Source organism: Lysinibacillus xylanilyticus, assembly GCF_001183605.1.
Classification (GTDB): domain Bacteria; phylum Bacillota; class Bacilli; order Bacillales_A; family Planococcaceae; genus Lysinibacillus; species Lysinibacillus xylanilyticus.
The window spans coordinates 1,926,402-1,947,690 of record NZ_LFXJ01000005.1; the positions used below are offsets into that span (position 1 = coordinate 1,926,402).

The 21,289-nt window shown below is 36.8% G+C and carries 21 protein-coding genes; 7 read left to right on the plus strand and 14 right to left on the minus strand.

Features of this window, described 5'->3' with window-relative positions; all coding sequences use genetic code 11:
• Positions 1 to 482: 482 nt before the first annotated feature.
• From ACZ11_RS12265 to ACZ11_RS12280, 4 genes are all read right to left on the minus strand, one after another.
• On the minus strand, positions 483 to 1,607 hold the full coding sequence (locus tag ACZ11_RS12265; protein ID WP_049666447.1) for a conserved virulence factor C family protein: 1,125 nt from the start codon (positions 1,605 to 1,607) through the stop codon (positions 483 to 485).
• A 12-nt stretch (positions 1,608 to 1,619) separates the two neighbouring features.
• Entirely contained in the window at positions 1,620 to 3,506 is a 1,887-nt protein-coding gene (locus tag ACZ11_RS12270; protein WP_049666449.1) for an ABC-F family ATP-binding cassette domain-containing protein, read from the minus strand.
• Positions 3,507 to 3,770: 264 nt separating this feature from the next.
• Complete coding sequence (locus tag ACZ11_RS12275) at positions 3,771 to 5,192, minus strand: anion permease (RefSeq protein ID WP_049666451.1); 1,422 nt, start codon at positions 5,190 to 5,192, stop codon at positions 3,771 to 3,773.
• A 361-nt stretch (positions 5,193 to 5,553) separates the two neighbouring features.
• The gene (locus ACZ11_RS12280) at positions 5,554 to 6,168 is read right to left on the minus strand and encodes an HD domain-containing protein (protein ID WP_049666452.1); all 615 of its coding nucleotides are present in this window, start codon (positions 6,166 to 6,168) and stop codon (positions 5,554 to 5,556) included.
• A gap of 982 nt (positions 6,169 to 7,150) precedes the next feature.
• On the opposite strand from ACZ11_RS12280, the gene ACZ11_RS27005 reads away from it, so the two are divergent.
• On the plus strand, positions 7,151 to 7,369 hold the full coding sequence (locus ACZ11_RS27005; RefSeq protein ID WP_049666454.1) for a hypothetical protein: 219 nt from the start codon (positions 7,151 to 7,153) through the stop codon (positions 7,367 to 7,369).
• 179 nt (positions 7,370 to 7,548) lie between these two features.
• Here ACZ11_RS27005 and ACZ11_RS12290 read toward each other — a convergent pair whose 3' ends face one another.
• A complete protein-coding gene (locus ACZ11_RS12290; RefSeq protein WP_049666457.1) occupies positions 7,549 to 9,228 on the minus strand; it encodes a formate--tetrahydrofolate ligase in 1,680 nt (559 codons plus the stop codon).
• Positions 9,229 to 9,441: 213 nt separating this feature from the next.
• Here ACZ11_RS12290 and ACZ11_RS12295 point away from each other — a divergent pair, with 213 nt between their 5' ends.
• The gene (locus tag ACZ11_RS12295; RefSeq protein ID WP_049666458.1) at positions 9,442 to 9,642 is read left to right on the plus strand and encodes a cold-shock protein; all 201 of its coding nucleotides are present in this window, start codon (positions 9,442 to 9,444) and stop codon (positions 9,640 to 9,642) included.
• A 91-nt stretch (positions 9,643 to 9,733) separates the two neighbouring features.
• Here ACZ11_RS12295 and ACZ11_RS12300 read toward each other — a convergent pair whose 3' ends face one another.
• The gene (locus ACZ11_RS12300; RefSeq protein WP_049666460.1) at positions 9,734 to 10,519 is read right to left on the minus strand and encodes a VOC family protein; all 786 of its coding nucleotides are present in this window, start codon (positions 10,517 to 10,519) and stop codon (positions 9,734 to 9,736) included.
• 202 nt (positions 10,520 to 10,721) lie between these two features.
• On the opposite strand from ACZ11_RS12300, the gene ACZ11_RS12305 reads away from it, so the two are divergent.
• Entirely contained in the window at positions 10,722 to 11,210 is a 489-nt protein-coding gene (locus ACZ11_RS12305) for a flavin reductase family protein (RefSeq protein ID WP_049666461.1), read from the plus strand.
• Between the two features lie 193 nt (positions 11,211 to 11,403).
• Here ACZ11_RS12305 and ACZ11_RS25230 read toward each other — a convergent pair whose 3' ends face one another.
• The 3 genes from ACZ11_RS25230 to ACZ11_RS12315 all read right to left on the minus strand — a co-directional run bounded on the left by ACZ11_RS25230 (position 11,404) and on the right by ACZ11_RS12315 (position 13,556).
• A complete protein-coding gene (locus ACZ11_RS25230) occupies positions 11,404 to 11,559 on the minus strand; it encodes a YezD family protein (RefSeq protein ID WP_079560078.1) in 156 nt (51 codons plus the stop codon).
• A gap of 356 nt (positions 11,560 to 11,915) precedes the next feature.
• Positions 11,916 to 12,581: a phosphopantothenoylcysteine decarboxylase domain-containing protein gene (locus ACZ11_RS12310; RefSeq protein ID WP_049666463.1), complete on the minus strand. Its 666-nt coding sequence runs from the start codon at positions 12,579 to 12,581 to the stop codon at positions 11,916 to 11,918.
• A 99-nt stretch (positions 12,582 to 12,680) separates the two neighbouring features.
• Positions 12,681 to 13,556: a LysR family transcriptional regulator gene (locus ACZ11_RS12315; RefSeq protein WP_049666464.1), complete on the minus strand. Its 876-nt coding sequence runs from the start codon at positions 13,554 to 13,556 to the stop codon at positions 12,681 to 12,683.
• 133 nt (positions 13,557 to 13,689) lie between these two features.
• Between ACZ11_RS12315 and ACZ11_RS12320 the strand changes: the two genes are divergently transcribed.
• Positions 13,690 to 14,589, plus strand: a complete 900-nt coding sequence (locus ACZ11_RS12320) for a DMT family transporter (protein WP_049666466.1) — start codon at positions 13,690 to 13,692, stop codon at positions 14,587 to 14,589.
• Between the two features lie 109 nt (positions 14,590 to 14,698).
• On the opposite strand, the gene ACZ11_RS12325 is transcribed toward ACZ11_RS12320, so the two are convergent.
• From ACZ11_RS12325 to ACZ11_RS12340, 4 genes are all read right to left on the minus strand, one after another.
• Positions 14,699 to 15,046 (minus strand): general stress protein, encoded by a 348-nt coding sequence (locus ACZ11_RS12325; RefSeq protein ID WP_082172764.1) that lies wholly within the window; start codon positions 15,044 to 15,046, stop codon positions 14,699 to 14,701.
• 218 nt (positions 15,047 to 15,264) lie between these two features.
• Positions 15,265 to 15,705, minus strand: coding sequence for a Dps family protein (locus ACZ11_RS12330; RefSeq protein ID WP_049666468.1), 441 nt, complete (start codon positions 15,703 to 15,705; stop codon positions 15,265 to 15,267).
• Positions 15,706 to 15,943: 238 nt separating this feature from the next.
• Positions 15,944 to 16,594, minus strand: a complete 651-nt coding sequence (locus tag ACZ11_RS12335; protein ID WP_049666470.1) for an RpnC/YadD family protein — start codon at positions 16,592 to 16,594, stop codon at positions 15,944 to 15,946.
• A gap of 101 nt (positions 16,595 to 16,695) precedes the next feature.
• Positions 16,696 to 16,992, minus strand: a complete 297-nt coding sequence (locus ACZ11_RS12340) for a hypothetical protein (protein ID WP_049666472.1) — start codon at positions 16,990 to 16,992, stop codon at positions 16,696 to 16,698.
• A 169-nt stretch (positions 16,993 to 17,161) separates the two neighbouring features.
• Here ACZ11_RS12340 and pepF point away from each other — a divergent pair, with 169 nt between their 5' ends.
• Both pepF and ACZ11_RS12350 read left to right on the plus strand, forming a co-directional pair.
• Complete coding sequence (gene pepF, locus ACZ11_RS12345) at positions 17,162 to 18,976, plus strand: oligoendopeptidase F (RefSeq protein ID WP_049666474.1); 1,815 nt, start codon at positions 17,162 to 17,164, stop codon at positions 18,974 to 18,976.
• Positions 18,977 to 19,204: 228 nt separating this feature from the next.
• A complete protein-coding gene (locus ACZ11_RS12350; protein WP_049666475.1) occupies positions 19,205 to 20,188 on the plus strand; it encodes a YecA family protein in 984 nt (327 codons plus the stop codon).
• A gap of 298 nt (positions 20,189 to 20,486) precedes the next feature.
• On the opposite strand, the gene ACZ11_RS12355 is transcribed toward ACZ11_RS12350, so the two are convergent.
• Complete coding sequence (locus ACZ11_RS12355) at positions 20,487 to 20,678, minus strand: zinc-finger domain-containing protein (RefSeq protein ID WP_049666477.1); 192 nt, start codon at positions 20,676 to 20,678, stop codon at positions 20,487 to 20,489.
• A 170-nt stretch (positions 20,679 to 20,848) separates the two neighbouring features.
• Between ACZ11_RS12355 and ACZ11_RS12360 the strand changes: the two genes are divergently transcribed.
• The gene (locus ACZ11_RS12360) at positions 20,849 to 21,241 is read left to right on the plus strand and encodes a ribonuclease HI family protein (RefSeq protein ID WP_049666479.1); all 393 of its coding nucleotides are present in this window, start codon (positions 20,849 to 20,851) and stop codon (positions 21,239 to 21,241) included.
• Positions 21,242 to 21,289 lie beyond the last annotated feature (48 nt).

A 21,289-nucleotide genomic window follows, 5' to 3' on the forward strand; every position in this document is an offset into this window, starting at 1 on the left:
TAAAAACTATAATCTTGTCTTATTTGTCATTTGTTATTATTTATTATGCACTTTGCTCTTATAGCTTAAATTTCAAGGGTACCGATATACAATATGCCACCGCTCTCCTATGTTCCTGTTCTCCTGTTCCACTATAAAATAACTTATGAGATTTCAATGTATGAAACTTATGAAAAAAACATGACTGAAAGAAAATCAAAGCGAAACTCCTTGATCTTAGGAAGTAATTTTTCCATTTTATTTACTTCTTTTGGATATAGGTCTTGTTTCATTGCCTTCATAAGGCTAGTTGATCTGCTTTCTCCAATTCTCCGACTGCTTCATACACATATCTCCAAATTATTGAACGCCTCCTGAAAATGCATTAAAATCAACCATAATCAGTATTTTCTAGGAAGCCGGCCTAATGAAAAAACGGAATTGAAATATAAAAAAACCAGCATCTATTTTGAATTGCTCAAATAGATGCTGGCTGTTTCGTTTTATTGCTGGCGAGACTCTGTCATTTGCTTCCAAACAGAACCTTTTGCTTCCTCACCCTGTTCGATGCGGGCAATCGCCATTTTTACTTGTAGCTTTACTTCAAATTCTTTATCTTCTGCAGCAACCTTTAATGCTGCTAATGATTTCTCAGTGCCGACCTCATATAAGTACATAGCTGCACGCCAACGAACAAGTTTGTTTTTATCCTGTAATGCTTGTTGCATCGCATCTTCAAATTCTACGAAGCCGAGGTCACTCATACAATCTCCTGCAGTTCGACGGACCGCTGCACTTTTATCCTGTAATGCCTTTTCCAAATATGGCACGACTGCCACATCTTCAATCATTCCTAAATAAACGGTTGCAAGTCGACGAATAGACATTTGCTCATCTTGTAACGCCAAATCTAAAAGCGGTAAATCATCTAGCTCTGGATCTGCCATTTGATCTAGCAATTGGAAACGTTTTTCCCATTCTGGTTGCTTAAACTGTGCAACAGTAATTTTTAGTTTAGCTGGCTTCATAATAATTTTCTCAGAATCATTAATCGTTGCAATAATCTCCGCTAAACGTTCCTCGGAATATGTCACATCGATTTCTTGTTTTACTGCTTCCGCAATTTCCTCAAGCTCCCCATAACGTACGCCGTAGTCGATCCACTTACGTTGGAAAATATAGTTTTCATCAACGGCAGTCTCAATAATTTTATTAAAAGCTTCCACAAAGCGATTACCACAGCTTACACGGTGCTCGCTTTGATTATCAAATACTTTTACTTGAAGTGGTACTTGCTTATAAAATTGCACGTGAACATACACTTCACCATAAAATTCATTGGCTACTTGTTCTTTGTTTACGTCCTGTACGTCTTCCCCTAATACTTGGCGAATGCTTGCTAAAATACCTTCCCATGCATACTTTGCGTTACGCTCAACTGCGAAGAAATCTGCTACATGATAAACGCCTTTAACACCTTCAATTGCTAAAATGGCTGCTGCTTCACCAGTAGCTTCATCTTTATTATCCTTTGTAAAATTATAGCTTTTACCAAAAGGTAACTCCGTATCAACGACAATCTTCATAGAATTAGGACTTGGTGTCGGTTCAATTGTAATAATCTTCATGTCTATCGCTCCTTATCCGTTTACGATTTCATCTAAATACGACCATCTTTCAATAAGGTGTTCATATTGTGCATTTAGCTCATCCAGCTTCGCCGTTAACTCCTGTAGCTTTGTAAAGTCAGCACCAGCGTTGGCGATACCTTCTTCTGTCTCCATTATCGCTGTTTCTGTCTTCTCTATTTCATCAGCGATAGTTTCCCATTCTTTTTGCTCTTTAAAAGATAATTTTTTCTTGTCTGATTTAGGCTTTTCTGTCTTTGTTTTTTCGACTTTTGGAGTCTCTACTTTTACAGTTGCTTCCTGTTCACGCTTTAGTAAATATTCACTGTAAATATCAAGCATCTCTTCAACATGCCCAAGACCATCTAAAATCCACAGCTTTTTCGCGATTCGATCTAAGAAAAAGCGATCGTGGGATATAGTTATAACGACACCAGGGAAATGCTCAATGAAATCCTCAAGCACACCTAATGTTTCAATATCTAAATCATTTGTAGGCTCATCTAGTAACAGTACGTTTGGTTGCTCCATTAATAATCGTAATAAATGCAGACGTTTACGCTCACCACCTGATAATTTACCGATAGGTGTACCGTGAGCATTGAGTGGGAATAAGAAACGCTCGAGCATTTGAGCAGCCGAATAACGTACACCCTCTGCATCTGTAATATCATTTGAAGCTTCTCGGATATATTCAATCATGCGCTCATTTTCATTCATTTTAGGTAAAGTTTGTTTGAAATGCGCTAACTTCACTGTCGAACCAACAAGAATTTCACCAGCATCAGGTGACAGCTCGCCTGCTAGCATATTCAATAATGTTGATTTTCCTACACCATTAGCCCCGATAATACCGATTCGATCGCCCTGCTGTAGTAAAAATGAAAAGTTTTCAAGGATTTTTTGATGGCCAAATGCCTTTGAAATATTTTCAGCCTCTAAAACCTTCCGACCTAGACGCGTTGTTGCTAGTCCCATTTCAAGAGAAACATCCTCAGATTTACGCTCCAAGTTCTCCTCTAAGTGCTCGAAGCGCTGGATACGTGCCTTCTGCTTCGTAGAACGCGCCTTTGCTCCACGACGAATCCATTTTAATTCTGAGCGATAACGGTTACGGTCTTTTTGTGCCGAGGCTGCTTTCATTTCCTCACGAATAGCACGTGCTTCTAAATAATCCCCATAATTCCCAGTATGTCGGTATAATGTTTGATCAGCTAGCTCGTAAATATGAGTAGACAGCTCATCTAAGAAATAACGATCATGGGTAATAAATATAACTGCTCCCTTTAATCGTAAAACCATTTCCTGTAGCCACTCAGTTGATTGCACATCCAAATGGTTGGTAGGCTCGTCCAATAAATAAAGATCTGCCGGCTCAATTAATACTTTTGCTAAAGCAACGCGCTTTTGCTGACCGCCTGAAAGTGTTAAAACTTCTTTATCAAACATTTCAATTCCAAGCTTCGTAAGGGCGGTTTTAGCAAGTGCATTGACATCCCATGCCTGCTCCTCATCCATACGATGCTGCAAACTAAATAACGTTTTTTGTAAACTTTCTGAAGTCGGGTTTAACGCAAGTGCAGCAACCGTTTCCTCATATTCACGATTAAGTTTTAAAATAGGTGAATCCCCTGCAAACACTGCCTGTAACACCGTTACTCCGCTTTCAAAAGTAGGCTCCTGTGGTAAATAAGCTACACGGTATTTATTTGGGCGGTCAACATTCATTGCATCCGCTTCGATTTCACCAGCTAAAATAGAAAGCAATGTAGATTTACCAGTACCATTAATACCAATTAACCCAGCTCGCTCCCCTTCATAAATCGTAAATTCAATATTTTGAAAGAGCGTTTTATCGCCCACTGTTTTCGTTAAATTTTGTACTATTAAATGACTCATTACACTTGTCCATCTCTTTCATTTAGGTGTTGTTTAGTGACCATACTACTTTTTATATGTAGTTTATTATTGATATCCATTTTTATCATAACACCAAATGACAGGTAAACAAAGGACAACAAACTCTTGTTAGCTATCTAAAAAAATGCCTTCTCCATTAACTGCAAAATGAAGAAGAGCGAGGGTATGTAAAAAATTTCTTGAAAATCTCAAAAAAAAATCCGGATAGAACATAATTCTATCCGGATACAGAAGCTAATTATTTCACCAATAACCTAGAAGCTTCCACCATAATCCTCCTACTACAACAAAGATCAGAATGGTAACAACTGATACTACAAATCCAACTGTCCACCATTTTTTTTGGTCAATATAACCTGCACCAAAGAAGACCGGTGCTGGGCCAGAACCATAATGAGTAGTGGCGCCAAATAAATTACTAAATGCCGCTAATAATATAGCTGCTAACATGGCAGGTGCTCCCGCTTGCAACATAACAGATAAAAATGCTGCATACATCGCACTAATATGCGCAGTGGAACTCGCAAAGAAATAATGAGAATAGAAATAAACTAAAGCTAATATGAGAACAGCCCATATCCAACTATACCCAGATACAAGTCCACCAACTTCATTACTAAACCACGGAATCAACCCCAGTTTGTTCATAAATGATGCCATCATAAATAGCGTTGCAAACCAAATTAGTGTATCCCATGCTCCTTCTTCCTTTTTAATATCTGCCCATGTTAATACATCTAACAATAACAGCAATGAAAGACCTATAAGAGCTGCAGTAGTAGCACTAATGCCTAAGTAATCTCCGCCAATCCATAACGACAGCACAACTACAAATACTACGATCATTCGTTTTTCAGAACTTTTCAGAGGACCAAATTCCTCCAGCTTCTTCTTAGCGATAGCTGCTGCCTCTGGTGTTTCCTTGATTTGAGGCGGGTAAATTTTATAAATTACATAAGGAACAACGATTAAAGCTGTTAACCCTGGAACAATCATCGCCATTGCCCAACCAAACCAAGTAATAGTTACTCCAGCTGAATCACTTGCTAGCTTAACAATTAAAGGATTCGCTGCCATAGCTGTCATAAACATAGCAGACGTTATTAAATTCCCTTGAAAGCCTACTTTCAAAAGAAAGGCACCCATCTTACGCTCTGTCCCGTCTTCTGGTTTAGATCCGAAAGTATGAGATAATGACTGAATGATTGGGAATATAACACCACCAGCACGAGCTGTATTACTAGGAATAGCTGGCGCTAATATTAGGTCACTCGCTAGTAAAGAGTAAGACAGACTCAAAGTTTTTTTCCCAAAAAGACGAACAAATACATAAGCAATTCGTTCCCCTAGCCCCGTTTTAATAAATCCACGAGAAATAAAGAAGGCAATGACAATAAGCCAAATCGTTGAATTACCAAAACCGCTTAATGTCTCTTCAATAGTTAATGTATTTGTTATTGCAATCATAGCCATAGCAATAAATGATACAGCTCCCATTGGTAACGGTTTCGTTATAAATCCAATGATGGTCGCAACAAAAATAGCAAACAGATGCCACGCTTTTTCCTCTACTCCTGAAGGTACTGGACAAAACCAGATAGCCACGCCAACAGCAAGGGAAATGAAGAAAGGGATCCATTTGACTGCGCTTTTTGTTTCTTTCATGATGTTAAAACTCCTTTGACGGTTACCCCAATGTATTTAAAAGGAGATTTCTCCCACGATCTAATATTTGAATTACCTAATTCAAGTTCCCCATTGTCGAAAAAACATTAGTAATTATATATGCTTTATGTAATGAATGAAAAGAATTTTAACTTATTACTAAGAAAAAAAATGATCTGAATTCAGAAATATTTACCTTTTTGTTCAAATTATTGGTAAAAATATACTTTTTATATTATAGCGTTTTTACAATATCGATTAATTAAAGTTAGCATGCGCAAGATTCACTGAAAAGATACACATAGCGCTAAAAATCCGTTGCCTATTGAAATAGACAACGGATTTTTTATAGCATGTGTAATTACTTACCTATTTCATTTTGTAATTGCTCTAAAAACTGTACCATAAATTGATGGCGTTCATTAGCCATTTGCTTGCCCTTCTCTGTAATCATTAAATCCTTCAGCAATAATAACTTCTCATAAAAGTGGGTAACTGAGGATGTATTTTTATTGCGATATTCCTCCTCTGTCATATCCGTACGAGCATCCTCTTCCTTATCGTAAAGCTTCCGACCTTTTGCTCCACCAAAAGCAAATGTGCGCGCAATACCGATTGCTCCAATCGCATCTAAGCGATCTGCATCTCGTACTATTTTCGCCTCGATAGAAGTTGCTTCTAGCTCATTGCCACCATTAAACGACACTTGTGCGATGCAATCTCGAATATGTTGCTTCTTCTCCTCGCTCAAAGACAGCTCGGCAATTAGCTTATTCTCTTGCTCCTTGCTATCGGTATACTTTTTATCACTAACATCATGCAACAGCACAGCAATTTTCACGACCTCTGCATCGGCTTCTGGCTCCGTATGTAAAATCGCTAACGCATTTTGATAAACACGTTCAATGTGTTGAAAATCATGACTAGCATCAAATTGCTCGTATATCCCTCGTACTTTGTCCATTAAATTGTTCATATTCTTTGTTCAGTCCCTTCATACTTTATTATACGGTATTGCTTAGACTAGTTGTTAATTAAGTAACCTCCGTGCTTAATAAAATAACAACATGATTAGTCGATTTCAATTGACTAACTTTTCAGAATATTGTATGATAAATGTACAGAACAATTATTTTTGTTCTGTTGGCTCACTATTTCAGTGATGTACAAGAACTATGTTTTGACAGATTAAACAACTTCAGCGGGCTTTACAATTAAATACTGTGTTGAAAGATGACGTGCGTATAGTGAAAACCAATCATCTAAAACAAATAAAAGTGAACACTTTCCCTTAGAAATTCTTTGTTTTAACCCGCATAGTGAATGTACATGACGAGATAAGTGAACAAACAATTACTTGTTTTCACGACCAAGAAAGCTTTGAGCATATGTCGCAAGCGTGTGATATTTTTATCATTAATCGGTGTTACCTTCTTCTATTCATTATCTTGAATATGTGTGAACGTAACTCCTCACATTAATGGCAAATAGCATACCAGTTACTTGCCAACATTTTGCGAAAAGTTAAATCGTCAGAGTCGTGCAAACAAAACTAGAGAATTCTTTTTTAGGCAACAATTTTTCCGAATTTTATTTAAGCCGTAAATGAAGTATTAAGTTATGAAGGAAGTAGGAACGATAGTTATGTTATGTAATACCAACCCGCTGAAGAAACAATAAAAGCTGCCCATCTTATTTTTTTGTAGATGATGGCAGCTTTTATTTTTCTTCAATTTCCATTTTAAAGACATTCTCCTATCTCGCTTTCATGATTTTGAATTAGCCTTTCTCTCATCTTCCAAAATCAGTGGATAAGAGCATGAAAAAGGCACCATCGTCCTAAAAATCACTATTTAGATTAACTAAATTGCCTATTTAATGTTTTCATCCTTCTATCCAACTTAGCATCAGCATACTAAAACAAGACAGCTCATATATTCTAGTATGAGAGGATGATCATGTTGAAAAGCTTGTTAAATGTAAACCTGTTAGAAAACATATATCAAATATCTATAGCATTCCTTCTCTTATGTTCAATTTTTTCTGTGAGACTTTTAAAAATTTTAAAGCGTGAAAGAAAACTTTCTTTTTTTGAGAATATAATGAATATAATCATTCGAATTGCAATTTTTTTATGGTTAGCTAGTTTCTTCCTTATTGAATATGGGGGCTATTAATTTTCTTCCCCCTTTTTCACAAGAACTATAATGCCTTGACATAATTCAGTGATATCCACATGAGGCTTAACTTCTTTCATCGAATGTTTGGACATTCTCAAAAAAAGTTAAAAAAGCTGCCCTTCATAACTTAAAGGAGCAGCTTTTACATTTATATATTCTTTTGTATTTTTTTCAATCTAGAACAATCCTACTGCATGTCCTTCATTATCCACGTCCATACGTAAGGCAGCTGGTGCTTTTGGTAAACCTGGCATTGTCATAATATCCCCAGTTAAGCAAACTAAGAAGCCTGCACCAAGTTTAGGAATGACTTCGCGAATGGTGATTGTAAAGCCTTCTGGACGTCCTAAAAGACTTGGTTGGTCTGATAAAGAATATTGCGTTTTCGCCATACAAATCGGTAGTGCATCCCAGCCGAATTTTTCGATTTGGGCGATTTGCTTTTTCGCCTGATCGGTAAATTGCACATCTTTCCCACCGTAAACTTTTTGCACAATTGTACGTACTTTTTCCTCAATAGATTCTGTTACATCATATAAAGGTGAGAAATTGTTATCTTCATCAAGAACAGCTAGCACTTGTTCAGCTAAGCCTAGACCGCCTTTTCCGCCTTCCTCCCAGACATTTGTACGTGCTATACGAACATGATTTTCTTTACACCAATTCAGGACTGCTTCTAACTCAGCCTCTGTGTCCGTAATAAAACGATTCAAAGCAATAATCGGTTCAACGCCAAATGTACGAACTGTCTCGACGTGTTTAGCTAAGTTTTCAATTCCTTGTAGAAGTGCTTCAACATTTTCGCCGATAAGTGACGTTTTCGCTACACCGCCATGCATTTTTAATGCACGAATTGTAGCTACGATTACAACTGCACTTGGTTTAAAGCCCGCTTTACGCGCTTTAATATTCATAAATTTTTCAGCGCCTAAATCTGAACCAAAGCCCGCTTCTGTCACAACGATATCTGCCAGCTTACGAGCTGTTTGTGTCGCCATAATCGAGTTACAGCCGTGTGCGATGTTGGCAAATGGTCCACCGTGAATAATGGCAGGTGTCCCCTCAAGTGTTTGCACTAAGTTTGGTTTGAAGGCATCTTTTAATAATAAAGTTAAGGCCCCTTCTACTTGAAGATCACGCACGAATACAGGCTCACGGTCAAATGTATAACCGATTACGATCCTTGCTAAACGTTCACGTAAATCTTCAATACTTGTAGCTAAACAGAAAACTGCCATAATTTCTGATGCAACAGTAATGTCAAAGCCGTCCTCACGTGGCATCCCTTGAACAGGACCACCAAGACCCACAACAACTTTACGAAGGGCGCGATCATTTAAATCCATTACACGCTTCCAAATTATACGGCGAGGGTCAATGTTTAGAGCATTTCCTTGATGGATATGATTATCAATAAAGGCTGATAATGCATTATTCGCAGTCGTAATCGCATGAAGGTCACCAGTGAAATGCAAGTTAATATCTTCCATCGGCACAACCTGTGCATATCCACCACCTGTTGCACCACCTTTTACACCCATTACAGGGCCGAGTGATGGCTCACGTAAAGCAACAACAACATTTTTATTTAATTGATGAAGTGCATCAGCAAGCCCAACCGTTACAGTTGATTTCCCTTCACCCGCTGGAGTTGGACTAATAGCTGTTACCAATACAACTTTTGCATCCTCACCATGTGCTGTTATTTTTAATGGATCAATTTTTGCTTTGTAGCGACCATACTGTTCAAGTGCATCCTCTGGAATACCTGCAGCTTTCGCTATTTCAGTAATAGGTTGCATAACCGCTTGATTAGCGATTTCCAGATCTGTTAAAGGTTGTTTTTTCGTTGTCATTTGGCATCCTACTTTCTATGTTGTTAATTTCCATTATAGACTTTATTGTGAAAAAAATCATAGTAAGTTATTCAAGCATTTCGACAATCAATTGACAACTTTGCTCAATTCATGTATGTTCTAAATGAAAATGCATTTTTTCACATTTTCACAATTTATGTCACGACTTAATTGATTTTATTCTACATTCAAGCGCATGGGAGGCGAATGCTTATGCAACAAGGAATCGTAAAGTGGTTCAATAATGAAAAAGGTTATGGCTTTATTGAATGTGATGATGGAGAAGATGTATTTGTACATTTTACAGGAATCCAAGAGGAAGGCTTCCGTACACTTGAAGAAGGTCAAAAGGTATCATTTGATGTGGTGGAAGGCAATCGAGGACCACAGGCGTCAAATGTTGCGAAAGTATAAACTCAAAGGAGCTGTTCGATGGATGAACGGCTCCTTTTTTCAGATGCTCTTAATTGTATTAGCGCCGCTTTATCTTCTAGACATTATAACTTTAGCAATTGATCCAATAAAAAGCTCCGGGAAAAACTAGCGTTTCCTTCGTTCTGCCAGTATCCTTAAGTGTAACCCCAAACGCCCCTTCATTTAAATGACCTAGTGTCATAGTAGCTGCAGCGACTTCGTCATAAAAATCCAGGCGAATATTTGGTAAATGTAAGGAAATACACTGTTCTTGTTGTTCAGGCTCTGGTAGCTGTAATACTTCCCTCCATAAATTCACTGTAGCTTGCATATTTTTCACATAAAATTGGACAGATTCCATCGAAATTGTTCGATTCGTATCAATGGCTCCATTTGCTTTTAATTGTGCAACACGTTCTTCATCTGTATCAGTCCACTCAATCAAAAACGGAAAATCGATTGCCTGCTCTGGCTTCCCAAAATGCAATAACTTCCATTCTACTACAGAGCCATCTGGTCTTGTACGACTACAAGCATCAGGTCCATATACTTCAAATCCAAGTTCACGCAAACGTTGTGCCTCTTCGTCAATATTTTTTGTACGTAATGCAATTCTTGAAAAACCATAGCGCTCATTAGCACGCTTAAACGTATAATGTAGGGAATAGGGTAATTTCACTGCATTTTCAAATAAATTACGATCATAAATTGCTATTTGCTCAATATAGTTTAATCCAAAGTAGCTTAACGTATTGTATGTCCCCCACATTGTATGTTGACCACCGTTAACTGTATGGATATTACGTTTATTTAAGAAAACCTTTGTATTTTCTGGTGATTGAACTTGATGAACTAGATGGTCAAAAAATAAAGTCATGACTGAACCCCCTTTTTTTCTCTATTATATACTTTACCTGTTAGTTTTGTTGGTTTAAAATAGATTTTAGAATATTACAACTATATAGAAGTTACTATATTTTATGATATCTTTTTTAAAATGCTCTGCAACAAAATGATTTCGATGTTAGTAGTTCATCAAAATAATTTTATTTCCATAAATCAATGAAGAGGTGATTAGAATGACAGACAAAGTAGCTGCTTTTAAACTAGCATTAGGTAATTATCCAACAGGTGTTACGGTTGTCACTGCTTGTAATGACGCAGGTGAACCTATTGGCTTAACTGTCAATTCCTTTGCGTCAGTTTCCATAGATCCACTCCTTATTTTATGGTCGCTCGATAAAAAATCACAGCTACATCCATATTTTACAGTTGCTCAAAAGTTTGCTGTAAATATTTTAGCGAGCAATCAAGAACACTTATGTACGCTATTTTCAAGTAAAATCCCTGATCGTTTCGCCCAGGCTAAATGGTCAACCACTACTTTAGGTCTACCGATTTTACATGATACTGCAGCCATTTTACAATGCAAAACATCTCAGCAAATCGATGCTGGAGATCATACAATATTTATCGGGCATGTCCTAGAAATTGAAAATGCACAGAAGGAACCTTTACTGTATCATCGCAGACATATTGGTGAAATCCCAAATAGTTTTTATGAATAGGCTATTGCAAGAAGAATATACGCAAAACCAGGATGATTCGTTGTAATCATCCTGGTTTTTGACGTCGGATCGTTGCTTTTTTATTAGGTGTGTTTCTAGAACAATCCAAATGATAGGTCCCTGATGATTTAGTTTAGCGGAAATAAATTCTGCGGCCTACAAATACTTGTTCAACAATCAATCATTATACCGCTTACTTTTTCTGTGGAAATCTCTGTTTTTCAAGTCTGTTAATTTGCACAATGACACCATCTTGAATCGTAATGTTTACTTCTCCAAATTCCAAATTTTGAATTGCCTTTGCAATTGCCTCTAGTTTTTTGTCATCTACCTTTGCCTGTTGAGTCATCCGATACACCCCTTCTTTTTAACATATTTTGAGGCCAACACGTCAATCATAACCCGCTTATTCCTTGGGAAGCTCTACTAGATTTGACCTATTCTATTTGTTATCGAAGAAGCTTCATTTTGGCCAAGTCTTCTACCACTCCCGATAAGAGAAAAATACGTTTCTTGGAAATAATTCTATAATTCAGAAAACCCATTGTCAATATAAATATTACAAAACTTAGTTGTTTACTAAGAAATAAAGGGATATGAAGTATGGCTATATTTATGCCAGTAAGTATCACTATAGACTTCACGGGGCAAAAATAAAAACTGCGCAGATCAATTTACCTCTACACAGTTTTTGTTTTAATCATATTATAAAAGATCCATTAATGCTTTCGCTGTCTTTTGCTTGCCCATAACCTTTATCGCTTCGCCTTTAGCCGGTACAATCCAGTGTGGCTCATCTCCACCATATAAAGATTGTGAGCTATTAGCTACCATAAACTGAGCGTTGGCTGTTTCCATCCGTAGTCGTGCGCGGGACAGTAAAAATTCCTCATCATCTGTTGCCTCAAGTTTAAAGCCCACTAAAGTTACTTTCGGCTGCCACTCTTTTATTTGACCTAATACTTTAGGTGCCTTTTTAAAGTGAATGATAGGTGGCTCGTCAGATGGCATTTTACCTGATTCCTCTATTAAATTCCCAGATTGGTCATACACTTTGTCAATGAGCCAATCAGAACCTGCAGCTGCCATAATAACGATATCCACCTGCTCTTCCTGAACTGCATGACGAACTTTCTCGCCTAAATCTTCAATACCTTCAAATCGAATGGTACGCATTTTATCTTTGTTTGCAGGAAGCTGTGCAAAATAACCATGCATATATAATACGTTTGCCCCAGCCGCTAGTGCCGCTTCAGCTAAATAACAGCCCATCGACCCTTTCGATAAATTCGTATGCCCACGCACACGATCCCACTTTTCAAGTGTTCCCCCACTTGTAATTAGTACGGTCTTACCTCGTAATGTCCCCATACACTCACCTTTTTCTTGAAATATACAAATACTATTTTAACGTAATGCTATGTTATGCTTCAATGTTGTTTTTATAGGGTTAGTCGCTCTCCTAAGAGTTTAATTCATATTTTGCTCTTTTAACCAGGAACTTAATATTTCCGCAAATTTCTTTGTCACTGGTGATGCCTGGTGTTTCATAGCTATTCCTATTGTACGATAGCCACCTTGTTTTAAAGGTATAGCTTTTATCGTAGGAGGTAAGTTATACGTCACTAATTTCGGTAAAATACTAATTCCAAGCTGGTGAGCAATCATTGAAATAATCCCTACCTCTTCCGATAGTTCAAAGCGAATATTTGGCTTCACGTGATATTGCTCTAACAGTACTTTTACATCATTTGTCCCTTTATATGAAGTCATGATAAATGGCATGTCTTCTAGTTCAACAATGTCAATTTCCGCTTTATTATAAAGCGGACTTTTATCGGAGACAATACACAGCAATGGATCTTGCTGAAGTTCTGTAAACTGATACTGCATAGACTTTTGACCATTTAAAAATCCTGCATCAACCTCTCCACTTAATAGCCATTGTTCAATTTCATAATAATCTCCCTCACGTAATTCGACTTGTATACCGGGAAATTGATTGTCCATAATACGAACAATTTCCGGCATCCAGTTTGAGGAAATACTTGAAATTACACCAATTCTCACTTTCCCTCGAGTAACGCCAAGTATGTGTGCGGCTTCTTGCTGTAACAGTTCTTGTGCATCTAGGACATGTCTCATTGCCCTCAGCATTGTATTACCTTCACTCGTTAACGTGACACCTGCTCGACTTCTGTGAATGAGTGCAAAGCCGAACTCCTTTTCTAAGCTTGAAACAGCATGACTTACAGCAGATTGGGTTAATCCTAATGCATCTGCTGCTTTTGTAAAGCTAGCTACCTCAGCCACTTTATTCAAAATCTCATATTTGACTAAACTCATCGCCTTGTCCTCTATATACATGAATTTTTTTAATACTAACCATTATAAACATTCGTTTTACTAATCACAATACAAGATATATAGTAAATTTTAGAATAAAAACTGTTTTAGTACACAGATTGTAGGTGAGCAAATGAGTATCCAAGGAAAAGCAAATTTATTGATGGTTATAGTGACAATGTTTTGGGGCTTATCTTATACCTTTATGGTAATGGGACTTGAAACATTGGCTGTTTATAATGTGGTGGCATTGCGTTGTATCATCGCATTTTTCGTAGCTGGTATTATCTTTTATAAACGCATGATTAAAGTCGATATTAAAACATTAAAATATGCAGCTATACAAGGATTTATATTATTCATTGTATTCGTTCTAAGCTTATTCGGACTAGAAACAACATCTGTATCAAATGCTGGTTTTATTTTAAGTCTAACAGTTATCCTAGTCCCTATTTTCAGCAGTTTTATTGAAAAGAAATTACCTTCAAGAGCAGTTAGCTTTGCGATTATTTGCACAATGATTGGGATTACAATTTTAACGGCACATGGCTCATTTACCTTTCAAAAAGGGGATATTTTAGTAGCCATCGCTGCACTATTCTATTCGTTTTACTTACTGTTAAACAGTTCATTTACACGGAGCGTTGAATCAATTTCTTATGGCGTTTACCAGCTTGGTTTTGCTGGACTTTATGCACTTGTATTAACATTAATTTTCGAAACACCAACACTTCCAAATACAACGACTTCTTGGATGGCTATTATAGGACTTGGTGTCATTTGTAGTGCATTTTGCTTCGTAGGTCAAACTGTTGCACAACAGTTTACTTCTGCTACACATACAGGACTAATATTTTCCTTAGAGCCAATTTTCGCAGCAATGTTTGCCATGATGTTTATTGGTGAAGGAATAACGGTAAAAATCATAATAGGTGGTAGCTTTATTCTAATTGGTAACCTTGTTGCTCAATTGGAGCATCTCCATGTATTACGCTTTATTAAAAAACATGAACATGAAAAAGCTATAAATTAATCTTTACTACACAAATAAACAGAGTGATGCATCATGTGCACCACTCTGTTTATTTTATATATTTGGCTCAGGGATTTAATCTCCCCGTTACACATGAATCAAGACAGAATTATGCCGTCATACGTCTTGTTGAATGTTGAGCAAATAATACTATGACGCCTTGTTCTACGAGGTGAGCATAGTAAGCTGTTTGCCCCTCCGTAAGATTATATCGCTTCAGTCCTTCTGTTACTGCCGTTTCACCGGTAAACCAAGACTTAAATCGATCCACCCAATTCCCGACCTCATGTGTTTTAACATTAGCATCCCATTTTACACCATCAAATTTACTTGGATCCTTTGCAATAACGTAAATGTCCTCTATTTGATATGCTTCTAATCGCATACTTTCTAAAATATGAAGCATTTCTTCCCTTGTATGGGCCACTTCAATTTGTGGGTTTTGTTCATTTATCATGCTCAATTCCTCCTAATTTGTATGGCTTACTAGGTATCTACCCTTCCTATTCAAGAAAAAAACCATTTTACCCTTTCTTTTAACGAACTGTAATATTTGTTATAGCTTTGAGATACATGTTCACATTTCGAAACAATGGTCTTGTACTTTTATGAAATGTCAAAAAATAGGCGACAAGAGCATTAAAGAGTTCCCATCGCCTACCATTTCCTTGTAGCTTAATGTCCAAGGAAGGCCTTCAGCATCCATGTATGCTTTTCCAGGGACTGGTACATAGCATTTAGTATATCCTCTGTTCGATCGTCCCCTTCTTCTGCCGCAAGCTCCATTGTCGAATTTAATGCTTTCATAAGTTTTTGGAAATCTGCAATGATTGTAGCTACCATTTCCTCTGTCGTCTCATTCCCTGTTGCTTCCTCTACACAGGATAGCTCAAGATGTTCTTTTAACGTAGCAACTGGTTTTCCTTCCTTCGATAGGATACGTTCTGCAATTTCATCTAGATTTAACGTTGTTTCATTATATAATTCTTCAAATTTTGCATGTAGTGTAAAGAAAGCATTCCCCGTCACATACCAATGATAATTGTGTAATTTCGTATAAAGTACAGACCATGTAGCGACAAGTTTATTCAATTGTTTGTTTAAGTTTTGTGTCATTATTTCTCCTCCAATGTGCCAGTGTTCTAGCCATTAGTATGCGTTGCAAAGTGTACTAGCTATACGCACATTTTTCACATTGACTCAAACAAATTTTAAGATTATCTGTAGATACGAAATAAATATAAAACCTAAACATTTTCAAGCCAGTCCTAAAGAACAGATGAATTACATCAGGTGGACGTTTAAAAATTACAACAAACATAATAAGAGATTGTCATTTTTTTACACAATTAGACTACTTTAGTCCCTTACGAATTTCTATTATCTTTGTTATTGGAAGCTTTGAAACTTCAGCAATCCACTCATCGTCAGCACCCGTTTCAATCAAACCACTGATTATTTGTTTAATGGTTTGTTCAATTCCTTGTTCAATTCCTTGTTCAATTCCTTCTTGCCTTTCTAATTCCAAAACTGCAGCAAGTGTCGGCGGTAAATCTTCTTTATAAAGATTCAAAATCTCTTCCTCCCCTTTAATTTCGTCTTTTACATCTCTTACAAGTTGCTCAGACATAGATTTTGGTAGCTTTAATAAATAATTAATGAAGTAAAGAAGCGCACGTATCTCTGCTCGTTCACCATTACTTAATAACCATACTTCTCTTAGTAATGTTCTTTTGTAAGCAATACGGTGGCTCATTTCGTTTTTTGTTTGATTTAAATAAATCGATGCAAGTAAAGCTTTACTAAACAGCTTAGGTGATTTTTTTAATTCTTCTTCATCAAAATCTGACACGACATACTTGTTAAAAGTGTACGTTATTTCTGTACCAAAATATTTATCATGATGATACTGATTGGTGCTTTTTGTACTCTTATTTGTAAAGATAGCAATAGCCACAATCTTCTTACCGTAGCGATCACTGATACGATAGAAATACTCAAACATCCGCTTCGCAAAATGGACTTCATCTACAGCTTGTATTTCCGTATGAACAAGTATCCACTGCTCTTTACCACTTTTTAGATGAACTTTCGCAATTTGATCAGCTACTTTGCGCCCTTGACGATGCTCAATAATTTCTTTGAAAAGCTCTTGCTGTAAAAACTCAACTTGCTATCAATTATACCTCGGCATAATTGCGTCCGGAACCGGCTTTGTGCTTGCACAAAGAACTCCTTTCCGATTCCGTGACATCCGCCGGAGGCTTTAACTTCTGCATGTAAGTCTGGCAAAAAGAACAACAAAAAATCTTCAAACAAATCCGCAATTAACTTCTTCCATAGATTATCTTGATTCACGTGACTTGGCTTATACACATCTGGTTTTTCCAAAACTAGCTGCATTATAATTACATCCCCCCTTATCTTTAAATCTATTATAGCTAATACGAACATAAGTTTCTACATTATTGTTATATTTTTAAGAAGATTAAAACTATTCTCTATAATTATTTCACTTTCCGAAATAGTTTCGTTATAATGGAATCACTTACTTAAAAAGGGGTGTTAATTAATGGAGGTATTACCATTACGAAAAGATGTACCAGTAGAACAAACATGGGATTTAAAAGATTTACTTGAAAATGACGCGGAATTTGAGCCTGCATTAGCGAAGCTTGTGGAGGATGCAATAAATTTTGAACGCACATATCAAGGTACAATTACAGATGCCCAAAAGGTAATCGATGTTTTAACAGCTTATGAAGCACTATATGAAAGCATTATTCCTATTGGTAGTTATGCAAGCTTAAATAATCAAGCTGATCATACAGATAATGCAGCCCAAATGCGTGCTGCAAAATATGGTACTGCAGTAGGAAAAATAAGTAGTACATTTTCTTTTGTACGCAGTGAATTACTAGCACTAGATGAGTCTATTTTAGAAGAAGCTGCTACATTAAGCCCTAATTATAAAGTCTATTTAGTGGAATTATTAAAACAAAAGCCTCATCAGCTACATCCAGAAGTAGAAAAAGCACTAGCTGCATTCAGCTCTACTTTTGATGCACCTTATGAAACGTATAATACGGCAAAGCTGGTAGATATGCATTTCGGAGAGTTTGAGGCCAATGGCGAAAAACATCCACTTAGTTTTGTATTATACGAAAATGACTGGGAGTTTGACGCTGATACAAAAGTACGCCATGCTGCATTCCAAGCGTTTTCAAATAAATTACGTGATTATCAGCACACAACTGCGAAAATCTATAACACACACATTCAACAGGAAAAAACAATGGCTGATTTACGTGGCTTTGATTCTGTCATTGACTATTTATTATTTGATCAAGATGTTGATCGTACGCTTTATAATCGTCAAATAGATCTGATTACGAAAGAGCTTGCACCTCATATGCGCCGTTATGCAAAACTTATTCAACAAGCAAATGGCATTGAAAAAATGACATTTGCTGATTTAAAAATTGCCCTTGATCCAGACTTTGATCCGAAATTAACAATGGCTGAAGCAAAAGAATATGTTGAAAAAGCATTAGACGTTATGGGTGAGGATTACAAAGAGATGATCGAAAAGGCGTTTAACGAACGCTGGATTGATTATGCACCAAACAAAGGAAAATCGACTGGGGCATTCTGTTCAAGTCCGTATGGTAGTCATCCGTATATTTTAATGTCTTGGAATGAACGTATGAATGAGGTATTCACTTTAATTCATGAGCTTGGGCACGCAGGTCACTTTGTAAATGCACATGCCCATCAATCCTATTTTAACAGTCGTCCTTCGTTATACTTTATCGAGGCACCATCAACAATGAATGAAATGCTGCTTGCGAATTACTTATTAACTCATAACGATGATCTTCGCTTCAAACGTTGGGTAATTTCAAATATTGTGTCCAAAACGTATTATCATAACTTCGTCACACACTTACTAGAGGCAGCTTATCAACGAAAAGTATATGAATTAGTCGATGCTGGAGAAGCTGTGAATGCTACCGTTTTAAATCAATTAAAACGCTCCGTATTAGAAGATTTCTGGGGTGACACTGTCGATATTACTGAGGGAGCAGAGCTTACTTGGATGCGTCAACCACACTATTATATGGGCCTTTATCCTTACACATATAGCGCTGGTTTAACAATTTCTACACAAGTATCCAAGCGTATCTTAAATGAAGGAAAGACGGCTGTAGATGAATGGTTAGCTGTCCTTCAAGCTGGTGGTACGAAATCACCTGTAGAACTAGCTCAAATGGCGGGTGTCGATGTTACAACAGACCAGCCGCTTCGAGATACGATCGCTTACATTGGTCACCTTATTGATGAGCTTGAACGATTAACGACAGAAATGGTAGCTATTAAAGGCTAAACAAAGCGCGAACCATCTATGCTATTTCTAAAGCGTAGATGGTTTTCTTTTTTTAGTTCTAAGCAGGAAAATACATACATATACTAGAATCAGGGCGTCCATCTGCGTTTTTTGATATTTCTAAATAGACAATCATTTTTCTTCATACCAATGTACCGTTATTATTAATTGTATGCAATTTATTTAGCAAAATTCGACTAATAATTTTCAAAGGAAGTGTTTCTAATTATGGTAAAACGTAATGATCCATGCACATGCGGTAGCGGCAAAAAATATAAAAAATGTTGTGAAGGTAAACAACAGGTTACCGTAGAAGCTGTAGCAATCGAAGAATTAGAGCGTGTACTACAAACATTTTACTTAGAATATCCTGAACGCAAAGATGTTCGTGCTTATATAGAGCATGTAGGTACATGGCAACCTAAATTAGAGAGCGTACTACAAAGAGAGCTGATTGAGGCAATCGCGTTAGACGACTTCTTCTTCCATCAAGAGCCATCTATTTGGAAAGGTTACTTAAAGAAAACAAAGAAAAAAGCGGTAAGACCTTCTACGGTAAAAGTGTTAGAAGGCTGGTCACAACCACATCTATTTATTGGTTCCGTGTCAGTTGTAGAAGAAAAATATTTCAAGGCTACACATGTGTTAACAAATGAAGAAATTTATATTCGTCGTGAAAATGACAAACCTATCCCTGAAGGTATGCATGTCTTTGCATTCATCTTACCAGATGGTACAAAAGAATCAGAGCATTATTTAGCTGTTTCAACGCTTATCTTCTTCCCTGAAGATCATACAAAGGTATTTGAACAATTTAAGAAAAATTTCGAGGCTTCTGAGAAGAAGGCTGGAGCATTCTTAAAAGAAGAGCATTTATCCTTCTGGGAGTTACTTGTGTCAAATGGTTATAAAGGTGAGGAATTCACGAACTTTGAGAGCAATGTAATTACACAAGTTAAAGATTTCCTTGAGCAAAATGAGCGTGAAACAGCTCCTATGTTAGAGCTATTAGAGGACTATTTAATTGAAGGACAACCATCTGCGCGTAAAGAGTCTGCTATTGCCGCTGGCGCAATTCGATATGGTCAAGAAAAAGAGCTATTCGAGCCGTTATCAATGACTGTAAAAGAAATTGCGGCGACGTTCGATATTTCAGCTTCCTCTCTCACAAAATATTACCAAGACTTAAGTAACTATGCTGCAACTAAATAATGCTTAAAATAGCGCCACACACTCTAAGCAATCTTAGATTGTGTGGCGCATTTCAGTTACCATAGAAAAAAGCTACATTTATTATCGGCAATGAGCAAATAATAAAGTAGCTTTTTTATGGTAACCAACCAATACTAGTATTTCCGATCATATTGTTATTTATGCATCGATTTAAGTAAATTTTATTATATGTTGAGCAAAATGAAACTTTTATCATTAAGCTTTACTTTATTTAAACATAGTCCGTTTAGTACCTATGATTATTTTGCCACAGTTGATAAGCCATATCTGTAAAACATTATTTACTATACACCTTCAAGAGCTCTTCTCCGAGAAATTGTAGTCGCTCCCCTACGGTGCAAGCTTCAATACAGAAACGGTGAGCACCAGGTTTACCACGTTCTTTTCGTAATTGCTTTATCACTAAGCAATCAGCACAATACGTATCATTTAGTTCATCAATATCTTTCATAACCGTCACTTTATCCAAATCGAACTCTCGCTCCTTTCACGCCCAAATTTCACTTCTTACTATTATGAAGTGAACATTTTGAACAAGCAACTATTTTGTTTATCCATATTTAACATAACTAAGATATTGTGAAAAAGCACTATTGATGTACAATTAATGTAAAATCTAAATCAAAAAGTAGGGATTTTATGTTAGAAGTATACATTGATGCTGCTAGTGCAGGAAATCCTGGCCCCAGTGGTATTGGGATATTTATTAAAGGAGAAGGCCATCATATACAAATCAGTGAGTATATAGGGCAAACCAATAACCACATTGCCGAGTTTACTGCCTTAGTACGCGGTCTTGAGGAAGCACGAAAGCTTGGTTCAAACCTAGTCTCAGTTCGCTCAGATTCAAAAATAGTTGTAGCCTCTATGGAAAAAGAATATGTGAAAAATGAGGAATTTAAACCTTATCTTGAGCAGGCACTTACACTTGTCAATAGCTTCGATTTATTTTTCATCAAATGGGTTCCAGATACGCAAAATAAAGCTGCAGATGCACTTGCACGTAAAGCGATTCAAAAAGAAAAAAATTAATCTACGGACTGCCTCTTGCCTTAAACCAGGAGTCGGTCTCCTCTCTCC